The sequence below is a fragment of the Helcobacillus massiliensis genome, from assembly GCF_033106145.1.
GTDB classification, from domain to species: domain Bacteria; phylum Actinomycetota; class Actinomycetes; order Actinomycetales; family Dermabacteraceae; genus Helcobacillus; species Helcobacillus massiliensis.
The window spans coordinates 1,448,983-1,464,211 of sequence record NZ_CP136959.1 but is presented as its reverse complement, the minus strand read 5'-3'; the positions used below and the strand labels follow the sequence as shown (position 1 = coordinate 1,464,211).

The 15,229-nt window shown below is 71.8% G+C and carries 10 protein-coding genes; 6 read left to right on the top strand and 4 right to left on the bottom strand.

What is annotated here, in order from left to right; translation table 11 throughout:
- Positions 1–160: 160 nt before the first annotated feature.
- Positions 161–3,358, top strand: a complete 3,198-nt coding sequence (locus R3I40_RS06740; RefSeq protein WP_285261929.1) for a UrvD/REP family ATP-dependent DNA helicase — start codon at positions 161–163, stop codon at positions 3,356–3,358.
- A complete protein-coding gene (locus R3I40_RS06735; RefSeq protein WP_285261930.1) occupies positions 3,355–6,681 on the top strand; it encodes an ATP-dependent helicase in 3,327 nt (1,108 codons plus the stop codon). Before R3I40_RS06740 ends, R3I40_RS06735 begins: the two co-directional genes overlap by 4 nt.
- Here the strand turns inward: R3I40_RS06735 and R3I40_RS06730 are convergent.
- A complete protein-coding gene (locus tag R3I40_RS06730; protein WP_285261931.1) occupies positions 6,645–7,604 on the bottom strand; it encodes a phosphotransferase in 960 nt (319 codons plus the stop codon). The genes R3I40_RS06735 and R3I40_RS06730 overlap by 37 nt on opposite strands.
- A gap of 44 nt (positions 7,605–7,648) precedes the next feature.
- On the opposite strand from R3I40_RS06730, the gene nudC reads away from it, so the two are divergent.
- The 3 genes from nudC (at position 7,649) to R3I40_RS06715 (ending at position 11,294) form a co-directional block, all read left to right on the top strand.
- Positions 7,649–8,566, top strand: a complete 918-nt coding sequence (nudC, locus tag R3I40_RS06725; RefSeq protein ID WP_259923537.1) for an NAD(+) diphosphatase — start codon at positions 7,649–7,651, stop codon at positions 8,564–8,566.
- Positions 8,563–10,653, top strand: a complete 2,091-nt coding sequence (locus R3I40_RS06720; protein WP_285261932.1) for an ATP-dependent DNA helicase UvrD2 — start codon at positions 8,563–8,565, stop codon at positions 10,651–10,653. Before nudC ends, R3I40_RS06720 begins: the two co-directional genes overlap by 4 nt.
- A gap of 305 nt (positions 10,654–10,958) precedes the next feature.
- Positions 10,959–11,294, top strand: coding sequence for a WhiB family transcriptional regulator (locus R3I40_RS06715; protein ID WP_275436375.1), 336 nt, complete (start codon positions 10,959–10,961; stop codon positions 11,292–11,294).
- Between the two features lie 440 nt (positions 11,295–11,734).
- Here the strand turns inward: R3I40_RS06715 and R3I40_RS06710 are convergent, their stop codons facing one another.
- Entirely contained in the window at positions 11,735–11,896 is a 162-nt protein-coding gene (locus R3I40_RS06710; RefSeq protein ID WP_183375054.1) for a DUF5679 domain-containing protein, read from the bottom strand.
- 605 nt (positions 11,897–12,501) lie between these two features.
- Between R3I40_RS06710 and R3I40_RS06705 the strand changes: the two genes are divergently transcribed.
- A complete protein-coding gene (locus R3I40_RS06705) occupies positions 12,502–13,104 on the top strand; it encodes a M48 metallopeptidase family protein (RefSeq protein WP_285261933.1) in 603 nt (200 codons plus the stop codon).
- Here R3I40_RS06705 and R3I40_RS06700 read toward each other — a convergent pair.
- Together R3I40_RS06700 and R3I40_RS06695 are read right to left on the bottom strand one after the other, a co-directional pair.
- Complete coding sequence (locus R3I40_RS06700) at positions 13,071–13,646, bottom strand: NUDIX hydrolase (RefSeq protein WP_285261934.1); 576 nt, start codon at positions 13,644–13,646, stop codon at positions 13,071–13,073. The two genes, R3I40_RS06705 and R3I40_RS06700, sit on opposite strands and share 34 nt — an antisense overlap.
- Positions 13,643–15,172, bottom strand: a complete 1,530-nt coding sequence (locus R3I40_RS06695; RefSeq protein WP_285261935.1) for a zinc-dependent metalloprotease — start codon at positions 15,170–15,172, stop codon at positions 13,643–13,645. Before R3I40_RS06695 ends, R3I40_RS06700 begins: the two co-directional genes overlap by 4 nt.
- Between the last annotated feature and the right edge of the window lie 57 nt (positions 15,173–15,229).

Below are 15,229 nucleotides of genomic sequence, written 5' to 3'. Positions count from 1 at the left end.
GCGGGGCAGCAGCGTCCGGTGACTCCGGCTGCTGCCCTCATCGTAGGGTGTTTTCGGCGGCGAGGACGCCTGTGCGCCCGATCTGTGGTGCGTGTTACCGAATGGCCCGGCGATAAGTTACCGGCGGGCCCGAGCCGAGTGATCGGAGGAGAGGGTGCGGATGCTTCCCCCGCGGGCCGATCGACCCGCCGAACTGCTCGATGCGGACGCGCTCAGCGACGGACAGCGCGAGGCCCTCGCCGTCCTCGAGGACGACGGTGACGCCCTCGTCGTCGCCGCACCCCGGTCCGGCGCCACCTCCCTCATCGTCACCGCTGCGGCCCGCGCCATGGGCGCCGACGACATCCTCGTGCTCGCTCCCACTCGTGCCCGCTCCGCCGCGATCCGCACCGCCCTGATGGCGGCCCAAGTGGCGGCGGGTCCCACCCCACCGGTGCCGCCGCTGCCGGCCTGCGCAACGCCGACGGCGGCGGCGTTCGCCGTGGTCGCCGACCGCAGCGCCCGAGCCGGCCGTGGTGACCCGACCCTCGTCACCGGCGCTGACCAGGACGCCCTGCTGGAGGAGATCCTCCGCGATCCAGCGCTCGACTGGCCCACCTCCCTGCAGGGCGCGGTCCACGAACTGCCGGGCTTCCGCACGGAGGTGCGCGATGTCATCGCCCGCGCCGCCGAACGCGGCCTGGGCCCCGAGGATCTGGCCGAGCTGGGCCGACGAGCGCACCGGCCCGTGTGGTCGACCACCGCCGGTGTGTTCGAGGCGTACCGGGACGTCCTCGCCCTGCAGGCCGCCACCGCTGTCGACGCGGGCCCCCGCCTGGACGGTGCCGGCCTAGTGGACGCCGCGGTCCAGGAGATCGAGGCGGGCCGCGCACCGTCGCCGGATGTGCTGCTCGTCGATGACCTGCACGACTTCACCCGCGCCGGTGTGCGGCTCATCCAGGCGCACCTGCGCGCCGGTGCCCGCGCCCTCATCACCACCAGCGCCGACCAGGCCACCGAGACGTTCCGCGGCGGCATGCCGGAAGCGGCCGGCCTCCTGCTGGAATCAGCCCCGCGCCCCCTGCACTCGGTGACCCTCACCGAGGCGTTCGACCAGGACGGGGCGATCACGGTGTTCACCGACCGGATCCGCTCCCGCCTGCCGCTGCACGGGGCACCGGCCGCCACCCGTCGGCCCCGCGCCGCCCTCCCCGCCCCGGAACCCGATGAGCCCACCGAGCCGCTGCCGCCGTGCGCCGTCGCCGCCGTCACCGCCCCCGACGCCGATGACGAGGCCCGCCGCATCGCCACCGTCATCCGCGCTCTGCGCGGCGAGGACGGCGTCAGCCTCGACGACATGCTCCTGATCTGCCGATCCGGCGGCGCCGCCGACGACCTCGCCGCGTCCCTCATCCGTCACGGCGTCCCGGTCCGCACCGACCGACGCGCCACCGCCCTGAGGGACGAGCACGCCGTGCAGTCCCTCAGCGCGGTCATCCGGACGGCCCTGAACCCGTCGGCCCTCACCCCCGACGCCGCGGCCGCCCTGCTGCGCGGCGCGTTCGGCGACGCCGACGACCTCCAGCTCACCACCCTCCGGCGCCTCCTGCTCGCCGCCGCCGACACCGAGGACGCGCACTCCGACCAGCTGCTGGTCCGCTCCCTCACCGAACCCGGTCTCGCTGTGCGGGACGAAGTGCTCGCCGCCCAGCCGAAGCGGCGCCGAGCCTGGGCGCGGGGCGCCCTCGCGCCGCTGCTGCGGGTGCGCACCATGATCGACGCCGTCCGCGACCTCGACTCCCGGCGCATCCTCGACGTGCTCTGGGCCGCCTGGCAGGCCTCCGGCCGCGCCGGTGTCTGGCAGCGCGCAGCCCTCGAGGACGGCGACGAAGGAGCGCGGATGCGCGCCGCGGTGATGAACCGCCGACTCGACGCGATGACCGCCCTGTTCACCGCGGGGGACCGCTATCAGGAGCGGCAGGCCGATGCCGACATCGCCGTCTTCCTCGCACACATCGACGACCAGGAGGTCCCCGAGGACTCCCTGTCCGCCCGCAGCGCCCTCCCAGGCCGCCTGCACATCACCACCCCCGCCGGCGCCGCCGACCACAGCGCCGACACCGTCATCATCGCCGGGCTGCAGGAGGGTGCCTGGCCGAACGTCCGCATCCGCTCCTCCGTCCTCGGCGCCGCCGACCTCGCCCTCATCGCCGACCGGCCCGACCTCGAGCACGCCGACCTCGACCTGATCCGCTCCATCCAGCGGGAGAGCGTGCTGATGGACGAACTGCGGATGATGGTCTCCGCCGCCAGCCGCGCCCGTCGCAGGCTCCTGCTCACCGCGGTCGACTCGGACTCCTCCGCCCCGTCGGTGCTGCTGCGCCTCGCCCAGGAGGTCACAGCCCAGCACGGCGGCGCGGCCTGGACCCAACCGATCCTCACCGGAGAGGACCCCGGCCCGTACCCGGACCCGCGCCGCCTCATCGCCTCCCTGCAGCGCCGCATCGCCACCGCCGACGATGATGATGAGCGCGACCGGCGGCTGCGCCAGCTGGAACGCCTCGTCACCGCTGGAATCCCCGGCGCCGACCCGCACACCTGGTACCACCAGGCCCCCAGCACCCGTCGGCCCGTCATCGACGACGACGACCGGCTGCGCCTGTCCCCGTCGGCCCTGGAGACCGCCGCCGCCTGCATCCGCGCCCACCTCCTCGAAGCCGCCGCCGACCCCGGCACCGCCGGCCCCGCCCAGCTCATCGGAACCGCCCTGCACGCCCTCGCCGAAGCCCACCCCACCGCCGGGCCCGACGAGCTCGTCCGCCGCCTCCCCGACCACCTGCCGAGGCCAGCGGCCGACGCCCCGTGGCGCGAGCACGCCGACTACGAGCGGGCCGTCACGATGGCCGACAAGCTCGGCCAGTACCAGCTCGCCCACCCCGACGTGGACGCCGTGGAGCAGCGGTTCGACATCACCCTCGGTCGGGTGGACCTCGTCGGCACGATCGACCGGATCGAACGGGAGGACGGGCAGCTGCGCGTGGTGGACTACAAGACCGGCACCGCCGCGAAGTCCGCGGACGCCGCCATGCAGGACCTGCAGCTCGCCGCCTACCAGACCGCCCTCGCCGACCAGCCCGGCTCTGCGCCCGTCGCCGGCGCCAGCCTCGTGCACATCGGCACCGCCACGAAGTCCGCCGCCATCCGCCACCAGGCGCCGCTGCGCGACCACGGCGACCCCGACTGGTTCCGCACCCTCGTCGCCGACATCGACGCAGCGGTGCGGACCCTGCCCCAGATGCTGCACCGCAACGACCACTGCCGACTGTGCGCCGTGCGCTCCTCCTGCCCCCTCCAGGACGACGGGCAGCAGCTGCGATGACCACCGACATCCGCTTCACCGCCGAACGCCTCAACCAGCTGCTCGGACAGCACCCGCCCACCGCCGAACAGGCCGACGTGATCCAGGCGCCCCTGCAGCCCCTGCTGGTGGTCGCCGGCGCCGGCAGCGGCAAGACCGAAACGATGTCCGGCCGCGTCCTGTTCCTCATCGCCAACGGCCTGATGGAGCCGCGGCACATCCTCGGCCTCACCTTCACCCGCAAAGCCGCCCTCGAACTCGAGGAGCGCATCAGCGCGCGCCTCGCCGCCCTCACCAGCGCCCTGCAGGCAGCGGGGGAGCAGCTGCCGCCCGCGCTCGAGCGCTCCCGCGACTCCCTCATCGGGCAGCGGCCGACAGTGCAGACCTACAACGGGTTCTCCCTCGACCTTGTCACCGAGCATGCCCTGCGCATCGGCATCGACCCCGACTTCACCGTGCTGACGCCCGCGGCCGCGTGGCAGATCGCGTACGAGATCGTGGACTCCTGGCCCACCCGCCTCCCGTTCGAGCAGAGCTCAGCGACCATCGCCTCCGCCGTGGTGGCCCTGTCCGGTTCGCTCGCCGACCACCTCGCCGGCCCCGATGACCTCGACGGCTACCTCACCGACATCATCCGCACCACGCAGAACCTGCCGCTGCAGGACGAAGGCCGGCGGCGCACGAGCCCCGCCGCCGTCCGCGACCTGTGGTCCAGCATCGACCAGCGCCTCGCACTGATCCCGCTGCTGCGGCGCTTCGAGGAGATCAAACGCGAACGCGGCGCCATCGACTTCTCCGACCAGGTCTCCCTCGCCGCCCGCATCGCCGACACCGCACCCGAAGTGCCGCAGCTGATGCGGCGCATGCACCGCGCCGTGCTGCTGGACGAATTCCAGGACACCTCCGTGGCGCAGCTGCGGCTGCTCGCCGCCCTGTTCGGCGACGGCCACCCCACCACCGCGGTGGGGGACCCGAACCAGGCGATCTACGGCTGGCGCGGCGCCTCCGCCGCCTCCCTCACCACCTTCGTCCAGGACTTCGCCGGCGAGGACGCCCCCGTCCTCCAGCGCAGCCTCTCCACCTCCTGGCGCAACGACCACCTCATCCTCGACGCCGCGAACGCCGTCAGCGCGCCCCTGACCAGCGCCAGCGACCCGGTGCAGGTGCCGCGCCTGGCCGCCAGCCCCATCGCGGGTTGCGGCACCGTGCGCACCCAGCGGTTCGTCACGGTGGAGGAGGAGGCCGACGGCATCGCCGACTGGATCGGAGCGGCCCGGACCGAGGCCGCCGAGGACCCGTCGGCCCCCGTGCCGCCCAGCGCCGCCGTCCTCGTCCGCAGTCGCGGCGCCATCCCCGCGATCGGCCGTGCCCTCCAGCGGCGCGGCATCCCGTTCCACGTCGTCGGCGGGGGAGGGCTGCTGCACGAACCCGAGGTGGCGGATGTGCGCGCTCTGTTGGAGTGTGCGGACTCCGCTCAGCGGCCCGACGCCGCCCTGCGCCTGCTCGAAGGGCCCCGCTTCGCGCTCGCCCCGCGTGACCTGCAGGTCCTCATCGAATGGCGCCGCAGCCTCGGCCGCACCAGCCGCCGCGCCGCGCCCGGCGACGACGCGACCGCGTTCACCCTCATCGACGCGATCGACTCACCCGCGCCGTACGACTGGGAGGATCGGACCGGCCGCCGCCTCTCCCGCACCGCACAGCGCCGCGTGCGCGACCTGCGGGACGTTCTGCGCCGCATGCGCCGCCACTCCAGCCTCCCGCTCGCCGACCAGGTGTCCCTCGCCATCCGCGAACTCGGCACCGACCTCGCCCTCCTCGCCGACCCGGACCGAGACCCCGTCACCGCCCTCGCGAACCTCGGCCAGTTCCGCGCCTACGCCGCCGGGTACGACGCCTCCGCCGCCACCTCCGCCTCCGCCCCCACCCTCGCCGGCTTCCTCGCCTTCCTCGACGTCTCCGAGGACCAGGAGGCGGGACTCGCCGCCCCCGTCGACGCCGCCGTCATCCCCGAGGACGCCGTCACCATCTCCACCATGCACGCCTCCAAGGGCCTGGAATGGGACATGGTCGCGATCGCCGGCCTCACCGACGGCGGCTTCCCCTCGTTCACCACCCGCGGCGCGAAGGCCGTGGACCCCGCCACCGGACTGATCGCCCCGCGCGACTCCGGCTGGCTCGGCGCACTGAAGGACGCCGGCATCCCGAACGATCTGCGCGGCGACGCCGACCTGCTCGAGGAGCTCGCCTGGGGCGAGGCCGCCACCCAGGTGGACCTGGAGGGCGCGATCGAGGAGTTCCGCCTCGCCTCCGGCGCCGAGTCCCTCCGCGAAGAGCGCCGCCTCATGTACGTGGCGCTCACCCGCGCCAAGCACGCCCTGCTGCTCACCTCCGCCGCCTACAAGCCCGACGTCAAGGCTCCCGCGCCCGCCTCCCGGTTCCTCACCGAGACGCTCACCGTGGACGGGGTCGATGCCGCGCCCGACCCCGACCTGCCGGAGGAGAACCCCCTCGCGTCCGCACCGGCGCTGGTGGCGTGGCCGCAGCCGCCGAGCCCCCGCGAGGCCTCCGTCACGGCAGCGCTCACTCGCCTCCAACAGTTGCGCGAAACGAACGACCAGCCGCCCGCCGAGGCGCCGACGGATCAGCTGTCCCTCGCCGTGGACCACGTCATCGCCGACCACGAGGACCGCGCCCGGTACGGCGACGTCCACCTGCCGCTGCGCCTCAGCGCCTCCGACATCGTCGCTCTCGCCTCCGCCGACGGCGACGACCAGCGCACCCTCGACCTGCTGCGGCCGCTGCCGCGCCGCCCGTCCCCGCAGGCGTCGCTCGGCACCCAGTTCCATGCGTGGGCGGAGCGCGCCGCCGGCGCCGCCGCACTCGTGGATCTCGACGACCTCACCGACGCCGATGACGACTCGCTCTCCGCCACGGACGCGGCCGCGCTCGCGGAGCTGCGGGAGAAGTTCGACCGCTCCCGCTTCGCGGCGATGACCCCGATCGCGGTGGAGCAGCCGGTCTCAGCGGTGCTGGGCAGCGCGTTCGCCGCGGGCGTCATCGACGCCGTGTTCCCGAACCCGGACGGGGAGGGGGTGCTGATCGTGGACTGGAAGACGGGGCGCGTCCCCTCGCGGCGCGAACTGCGGGCGAAGTCCGTGCAGCTGTCGATCTACCGCCTCGCCTGGCATCAGGCGACGGGCCTGCCGCTGGAGCGGATCCGCACCGCGTTCCACTATGTGGCGGCGGAGGAGACGGTGGAGGTCACCGACCATCTCGGGCCGGGGGACCTGGAGGCGATGATCGCCGGTCAGTCGGCGGCGCGGGAGCCGTCGAGCTCGGAGTAGGTGCGCTCAGCGTCCTCCCGCGCCATCTGCGCGAGGTCCTCTTCGATGTCCTGCAGCATGGCGAGGCCGTCGTCGACGATCTGGTCGTCGCCGCTGTCCAGCCCGGTCAGCATCCAGTCGAGCACGGCGAACTCGCCGGCGAGCTGCGTGCGCTCCACCAGGCGCGCATCGGGGCGGCGGTCGAGGTTCGCGGTGTAGGCGGTGAAGAACTCGTCGAACGCTCGCGGATCCAGTGCCGACAGGATCCACGCGAGGTCCGAGGCGGGGTCGGCGACCCTCGCCTGCGAGAAGTCGAGGAAGCCGGAGACGGAGGTGGAGTCGGCGAGGACCTTGTCCTCCGTCATGGAGCCGTGGATGAACCGCGGGGTGAAGTCCCACAGGGAGTCGTCGTCCAACAGGCGGGTCCAGCGCTGCACCACGGCGGTCGGCAGTTCGCGGTGCTCACGGGCCCGACGGATCCCGGCCCGGTGGTGGTCCCGGATCGCGGTGACGGTGAACTGCTCCGCGCCGGATGCTTCGATCGCGTACGTGGGCGTGTTGTGGAGGGTGGCGACGGCGGTGCCGAGGGAGGCGATGAGCCGCTCGTTGCTCGCGAGGTGGTCGACGTCGAGCGCCTCGCCGTCGAGGGCGAGCGCGATCATGGCGCGGCCGCCTTCGGGCAGGCGCGCGAACCCCTGCGGGGACTGCACCAGAGGGGCCAGTTCGGTGCCGCTGAGGGCCTCCAGCACCACGGTCTCCTGCTCGAGCCGCGCACCGGATGCGGGGTCGGTGCCGGCGGCGACCACCCAGAAGCGGTCCTGGTCGTCGAGCACCACGGCGGTGTCGATGTCCGGGGCGCTGTCGGTTCGGCGGCAGCGCACCGGGATCACCCCGGGGATGCCCGCGGAGGCGAGGGCAGCGAGAGCGTAAGGATTTCTTTCCACAGCACCACCCTAGGGGCTCAGAGCTGACAGCTAGGGTGGGACGCATGCCGAATCCCGCGAACTTTCCCACACGCTTCCTCACATCCTCCTACCGGACGGGTGAGGATGCACGGCTGGCACCCGTCGGCACCGCCGCCGACGCCGCCAACCGAGTCCGGGTCCGCGGCAGCGGCGTCGCCGTCACCGGTGAGCAGCCCGGCTCGATCCGCCTCTCCCTCGACCCGCTGACCCCCGCCGATCTGGGGGCCGACGGGGTCCGCGGCGGCATCCTGCTGGGCGCCGATCACGGGCTCGACACCCTCACCGCCGACCTCACCGACGCCCCGGAGTCCGTCGGCCTGCCGCCGGGCGCCCGCTACGCTCCGCTGCGGCAGGTGGGGCCCCACCTGGACCGGCGGGAGGCGAACCTGGCGCTGACGGCTGTGGCGATGAGCACGTGGGACCGCACGGTCCGCTTCTGCTCCGACTGCGGCGGCACGATGCGACCGGCGAAGAACGGCTGGATGAAGCGCTGCGACGCGGACCACCTGACGTTTCCCCGCACCGACCCGGCGATGATCGTCGCCGTCACCGATGAGCATGACCGCCTTCTGATCGCCCGCAACCACCGCTCCACGACCGGCACCTCCAGCGTGCTCGCCGGGTTCGTGGACCCGGGGGAGGACCTCGAGACCACGGTGCGCCGCGAAGTGCACGAAGAGGTGGGACTGGAGGTGACGGATGTCCGGTACCGGTTCAGTCAGCCGTGGCCGTACCCCCGGTCGCTGATGATCGCCTTCACCGCCCGGGTCGTCACCGGCCTCGGCGAGGGGGACATCGCCCTGCTGGACGGGGAGATCGAGCAGGCGCGCTTCCTCACCCGCGAGGAGATGCGCGCCGCCCTCGCCGACGGGACCCTCCGCATCCCCGAGCACGGCTCCCTGGGCCGCGCTCTGATCGACCTCTGGGAGGCCGGCGAGTGAGGCCCGAGCAGATCCTCGAGCAGCTGGACCCGGAGCAGCGGCAGGTCGCCGAATCGATCGGCGGGCCGCTCTGCGTCCTCGCCGGTGCCGGCACCGGCAAGACCCGCGCCATCACCCACCGCATCGCATACGCGGTCGCCACCGGCAAGTACAACCCCCGCCATGTGCTCGCGGTGACGTTCACCTCGAAGGCGGCGGCGGAGATGCGGTCGCGGCTGCGGGACCTCGGCACCCCGGCGGTGCAGGCCCGCACCTTTCACTCGGCGGCGCTGCGCCAGCTGCGGTACTTCTGGCCCCGCACGATCGGCGGCCCCATGCCGGAACTGGTGCCGAACAAGATCGGCATGGTCGCCAGCGCCTGCCACCAGCTGAACATGAAGGTGGACCGCGCGGCGCTGCGGGACATCACCAGTGAGCTGGAGTGGGCGAAGGTGTCGCTGATCCTGCCGGAGCAGTACCCGGTGGCGGCGGCACGCCTCGGCCGCGAAGGGGTCTCCGGGTTCGATGCCCGCTCCATCGCCCGCATCATGGCCCGGTACGAGGACGTCAAGAGCGACAACAACGTCATCGACTTCGATGACGTGCTGCTGCTGACCGCGTCCCTGCTGGACGACTACCCGCAGATGGCGCGGGAGGTGCGCGGCCAGTACCGCCACTTCGTGGTGGACGAGTTCCAGGACGTCTCCGCGCTGCAGCACCGACTGCTGCGCGCCTGGCTCGGCCACTCCCAGGACGTGTGCGTGGTGGGCGACGCCGCCCAGACGATCTACACCTTCGCCGGCGCGCAGTCGACCTATCTGACGGAGTTCACCAAGGAGTTCCCCCGGGCGTCCGTGGTGAAGCTGGAGCGCAACTACCGCTCCACCCCCGAGATCGTGAAGGCCGCCAACGGGGTGCTCGATGCCGCTGCTTCGCGCCGCGATGACACCCGCCTCACCCTGCGTGCCCAGCGCGACTCCGGCCCGCAGCCCCTCGTCATCGGCTACGACGACGATGTGAAGGAGGCCGACGGGGTCGCCGACTCCATCGGGCAGCTCATCAACGCCGGCACGCCCGCCAGCGACATCGCGATCCTGTTCCGCACGAACGCGCAGTCGGAGAACTTCGAGCAGGCGCTCGGCGTGAAGAACATTCCCTACCTCGTGAAGGGCGGGGAGAAGTTCTTCGAACGCCAGGACGTGCGCTCGGCGATGGTGACGCTGCGCGCCGCCGTGGCGGCGGCCCCGCCCGGTCACAACCCGGCGCAGGTGGCGATGGATGTGCTGTCCGGGCAGGGATGGACCACCACCCCGCCGGAGGGCACCGGTGCGATCCGTGAGCGCTGGGATGCGCTGAACGCCATCGTGAACGTCGCGAAGAACATCGGCGAGCGCGAGGGCTCCACCATTCAGGACGTGGTGGCGGAGCTCCAGGAGCGGGCGGAGGCGCAGTCGGCGCCGACGGTGGAGGGCGTCACCCTTGCCTCCATCCACACCGCGAAGGGCCTGGAGTGGCCGGTGGTGTACGTCGTGGGAGCCTCGCGCGGCCTGATCCCGATCTCGATGGCGAAGACCGATGAGGCGATCGAGGAGGAGCGGCGCCTGTTCTATGTGGCGCTGACCCGCGCCCGGGACATCCTCACCGTCACCTGGTCCGCGGCTCGCAGCGAAGGGGCGCGCGCCTCCCGCAAGGCATCCCCGTTCATCCAAGGCGCGTTCGATCGGTCCCGCGACCGCACGGACCGCTCGGCTGTGTCCCGCTCCACCGGCCGGCGCGGCGCCACGATCTTCCTGCACTGCTCGCAGTGCTCGGGGGCGCTGGAAACAGCGGCGGAGCAGAAGATCGGGCGGCACCGCGACTGCGGCGGTGAGCAGTCCGCTGAGCTGTTCAACGCTCTGCGCGAGTGGCGTCTGGACGTGTCGCGGGAGCTGAAGCGACCCGCGTTCGCCGTGTTCACCAATGACACGCTGCTGGCGATCGCGGACCGCGCCCCGCGGGACGAGGCGCAGCTGCTGGCGATCCCCGGCATGGGGCCGGTGAAGCGGGAGCAGTACGGCGAGGCTGTGCTGGCGATCGTGAACCGTGTCCTCGGCTCTGAGAAGCAGTGAAATCCCAGGTCAGAAAATCGTTGGCCCTCCGGCGCGGTGCGCTGTAGGCTGTGACGCGACGATTGACCGCATCGTGAGCGAGAGGATCGCTCGCGCGAGAACCGAAGGAGGTGCCTGATGAACAACAACTGGACACAGCTCATGCTGACCGCTCAGGCACCCGTGCGCCCGCGCATCGGGGGAGTGGACTCCTGACATCCAGGGCGTGACCGCCCTGCCAGTCCGCTCCACGGGCCTGCCCGCGTCCGGCAGTGAGCCCCCGCACCCTTTGTGATCCTCTCCGTCTGCGTCCAGAAAGCACCACGATGACGTTCGCTTCTGCAGCCCTGCTGTCCTCCACCGCCGCCCCCACCCGACAGATGCCGGGTCCCGTCGGCTCACCGTCCATCCCGAGCGACCTGCCCTGCGCGGGTGATGCCGCCGACCTCTTCTTCTCCGCCTCCCCCGCCGAGCTGAACGAGGCGAAGCAGCTGTGCGCCCACTGCCCGCTGCGCACGGAATGCCTGGACGGCGCCCTGCGCCGCGCCGAACCCTGGGGCGTGTGGGGCGGCGAGATCCTCGACAACGGTCGCGTCATCGCCGCCAAGCGCGGCCGCGGCCGGCCCCGCAAGTCCGAGACCGCTGCTGAGCAGGCGGCGTAGGGGGGGTGACGGAGCACGGCATCGAGGTCCCCATCGCCGGCGAAGAACGGGTCCTCCTCCGTACCGAACACATGCACATCGGGCCCCGTCGGCAGTCCCCCGTCGACGGATGAGGGGTCGATGAAGGCGTGGACCAGCAGCGCCCCTCGTGCAGTGGGCCGGCGCGCCAGCTCCTCATCTCCGATCTCCCCGACGTGTGCGAGGCCGTCCTGCAGGGAGTCGAACGTGCGGACGTCGGCACCGGTCGCCCGCAGGGCGTCGGCGATGCGGCGAACGCCGCCGGTGAGGCCGAGGACATGGCGGAGGAGAACGATCGTCGTTATGGGTCGACCCCAGCGTCGGATGCCGGAGATCCACTGTCACGGGGCCCGGAGAACGCTGGGAACGCAGAAGCGGGACTCCCCGTCATGGGAAGTCCCGCTCGCCGTCTGCTGGTGGCGTCAGGACGCCTTGCCGAGGATGCGGTTGAGCTTGGTGCTGCATTCCGGGCAGGTGCCCTTGGCGTAGCGGCGACCGTTCTGCTCCACGACGTTGCCGGTGGCTTCGCGCTTCTCGCGGCACTTCACGCAGTAGAACTCACCGGTCCACGTTTCGTCAGCCATGTTGGTGCTCCTTCTCATGGATGGAGACGAGGGTGTCCTCGTCGCTGTCACCCCAGCGCACGGATCGGCTGTGACCGGCCCGCGGGGATTTGGCACCAGCGTAACCCGCTGTTCTTCAAAGAGAACGGCGACCCTGGAGCTTCGGGATGATCAGCGGGTGTTCCACCGCAGAAGGAGAAGTGCTCCGGGTCGCCGTTTCGCCGCCTTCACAGACGGAGGACTCCGGGGGCTCTCAGCACCACGCGCACCTTCCCCGTGTGCGTTCTGCTAGTTATCCCGAAGCCCTTGTCCGATCGAATCTAATGGCCTTCTCCGCCTCGGTCAACGCGTCGTTGTGCGCCCACTGTGGACAAGTCAGGGCCAGCTGTGGAAACCACGCGAACCTGTGTGGACATCGTGTGTGTGACACGCCGACGACGCACCGTCACACAACTCTGACCAGCGCAAACGCCATACCCGGGGACCGCAGGTAAAATCTTTCTGGCAGGGCCGGGCGCCCCTCACACTCCCGCTGCGCAGCGGTGCCCCCGCACAGTTGTCCACAGACTCCCCGCCGACATCGCTGACCTGCACAGGGACGGGCGGATCGTCGCTAGACTCGCCCCATGCCGCGCAGCCGACGAGTCCTTTCCCGCGACCTGGTGAGGTCCTCCGCGACCCGCCGCACCGAGCTGGTGCAGTTCGCGGACATCGACGAGCCGATCCTCGTCACCCGCTCGAAGCGCCGGCGCCGCTCCATCAGCGCCCGGAGAGTCGACGGCCGGATGGAGCTGCAGGTCCCTTGGAGGCTCTCCGCCGCCGAGGAGCATCGGTGGGCGCTGCACATGCTCGAGCGCGCCGAGCAGTCCCGCCACCGGGCCGCGCCCAGCAGCGATGACGATCTGCTCGCTCGCGCCCGCGAGCTCACTCGCCGCTATCTCCCACCGGGGACCGACGGGCCCGTCAGCGTCCGCTGGGTCAGGAACCAGGGCAGCCGCTGGGGCTCGTGCAGCACGCTGGAGCGCACCATCCGCCTGTCCGACCAGCTGCAGGGGATGCCCCGTTTCGTGCAGGACGCGGTCCTCGTCCATGAGCTCGCGCATCTGGTGGAGGCGAACCATTCACCCGCGTTCTGGGCGATCGCCGATTCGTTCGAGCACGCCGAGAAGGCGAAGGGCTTCCTCGAGGGCGTGGCCTACGCGCAGTCGCTGCCCCCGTCGGACTTCTGAGGACGATCCAGTCCCAGCGCGGCGAGCGTGGCGTGCAGGTCCTGAACCAGACCCGCCGGCAGGTCATCGAGTCCGAACCAGGCCAGCCCCGCGCTCTCCCGCTCGCTGATCGCGAGTCCGTCCTCGGCGCTGGCCGGGGTGAACGGGGCACGCAGCAGGTACTGCACATCCCAGTGCTCGCGGCAGTGCGCGAAGTTCTGGTTCAGAGCGTGCGCGTGCAGCATGGCCGGGCCGTCGCCCACCACCTGCAGGTCCCTCAGTCCGGACTCCTCGGCGGCTTCGCGCCGCGCGGCCTGTTCGAAGGATGTCTCGCCGTCATCGATGTGCCCGCCGAACTGCAGCCAGGCCCCCACCTTCCGGTGCAGGTGCAGAGCGATGTGCTCACCGGAGGCGTCGATCACGATCGCGGAGGCGGTGAAGTGAAGGGGCCCGCTCGACTTGCGGTGCGCCTGCGTGCCCGAGCGCGCGAGCTGCAGGAACTGCTCCCGCTGCGCGGCCGGGCCCGTCGCGCGCTCCAGCTCAGTGATGAATCGACTGCTCATGCGGCCGGTGCTGGGCCGGGCTCATCGCCGTCCCCGTCGCCATCGTCATCCCCGTCGCCATCGCCGTCCTCCATCGGCGCTTCTGGGAGTTCGCCGTCCAGCAGGCGACGCAGCTCCTCATCGAAGTCCGCATCGAAGTCGGCGGCGGCCTCCGCGGGCTGCTCAGCGGCGTCGGCCTTCGGCGCCTGCGGCTGCCCGGACAGCACCTCGGGGGAGGGCAGCAGGTCCGGGTGCGCCCACACCTTCTCGCGGCCGGCCGCGCCCTCGGTGTCGAGCACGGACTGCCACCAGTCGTACGCCTCCGAAATGGAGCGGGGGCGCAGTTCGATGCCGACCAGGTTCGCGAGCATCTGCTCGGCCTGACCGCCGGTGGCGCGGCGGCGCCGCACCAGTTCCCGCATCGCATCCAGGCGCGGCAGCTTCCCCTCCAGCGCGTGCGTGACCACGTGGTCCACCCAGGACTCGATCAGCGCGAGCGTGGTGGTGAGCTCGGTGAGGGCGCGCTCCTGACGCTCCGACCGGGTGAAGGTGAACATGTCCTCCGGGTTGAGCGCGCTCATCGCGTTGGGGTCGGACACGTCCACGTCCCGCATCTTCTCCTCCAGGGAGGAGAGGTCCAGTTCGATGCCGCGGGCGTAGCCCTCGATCGCGGTGAAGAGGTGCTCCGGCAGCCACGGTGCGCTGCGGAACAGGGTGACGTGGGCGATCTCGCGGGCCGCGAAGAAGATCCGGGCGGCGCTCGGGTCGAGGTCGGAGTCCGCCAGGAGGTCGTCGAGGTTGGCGGGGATGAGCACCGGGGCGGAGGAGTCCCAGAGCGGCAGCGAGAGGTCGGTGGTGCCGAGCTGCTCGCGAGCGAGGGAGCCGATGGCGTGCCCGAACTGCATGCCGAACATGGTGCCGCCCATCATCCGCATCATGGCGCGCGGATCGCCCATGCCCATGGCGCCGAGGCCCTCCATGCCGGGCATGGACTGCATCTGCTCCATCTGCTTGCCGAGGGCGTCGCCGATGGCGCCGGCCATGTACTCGGCGACCGGCTCCACCACCTTCTGCCAGCGGGGAATGGTGCGGTTCACCCAGGTGCCGCGGGTCCACGCCTGCAGCGGCGCGGCGGGGACGTCCACATCCACCACCTGCTGCAGCCACAGCCGGGCGATGGTGGCTGCTTCGTCGAGGGCGTGCTGCGCTTCGGGAGTGACCGACGGGTCCCCGTCCGTGCCGATCTGCGAGCCGCCGGTGGGCGGCAGAGCGTGCCCCGGCACCATCGTGACGGAGCCGGAGGCGACCTGTCGGGCGAGGTCCTGGGCGAGCTTCCAGTTCACGGGCTCATCACCGCCGGAGGCGAACAGCGACTGCATCTGCGCGGCCGCGGCCTGCAGCATCGCGGGGTCGGACGGCAGACCGGCTCCCTTCGCCAGTTCCGTCAGGTCCATGCCCTCGAGCGCGCCGGGTGGCAGCTGGCCGCCGAACACCTCTTCGAGGAACTTGCGGAGGTTCTCTTCGTCAGATCCGGATGAAGACGTCATAGCGCTCAGAGTATCCACCTGCGCTTGGAGCAGACTCCGCAGGAGCGTCCCCGTGCC

Coding starts and splice junctions, on each gene's coding strand:
- R3I40_RS06740 (WP_285261929.1), top strand. CDS start 161: ATGCTTCCCCCGCGGGCCGATCGACCCGCCGAACTGCTCGATGCGGAC.
- R3I40_RS06735 (WP_285261930.1), top strand. CDS start 3,355: ATGACCACCGACATCCGCTTCACCGCCGAACGCCTCAACCAGCTGCTC.
- nudC (WP_259923537.1), top strand. CDS start 7,649: ATGCCGAATCCCGCGAACTTTCCCACACGCTTCCTCACATCCTCCTAC.
- R3I40_RS06715 (WP_275436375.1), top strand. CDS start 10,959: ATGACGTTCGCTTCTGCAGCCCTGCTGTCCTCCACCGCCGCCCCCACC.
- R3I40_RS06710 (WP_183375054.1), bottom strand. CDS start 11,896: ATGGCTGACGAAACGTGGACCGGTGAGTTCTACTGCGTGAAGTGCCGC.
- R3I40_RS06705 (WP_285261933.1), top strand. CDS start 12,502: ATGCCGCGCAGCCGACGAGTCCTTTCCCGCGACCTGGTGAGGTCCTCC.
- R3I40_RS06700 (WP_285261934.1), bottom strand. CDS start 13,646: ATGAGCAGTCGATTCATCACTGAGCTGGAGCGCGCGACGGGCCCGGCC.
- R3I40_RS06695 (WP_285261935.1), bottom strand. CDS start 15,172: ATGACGTCTTCATCCGGATCTGACGAAGAGAACCTCCGCAAGTTCCTC.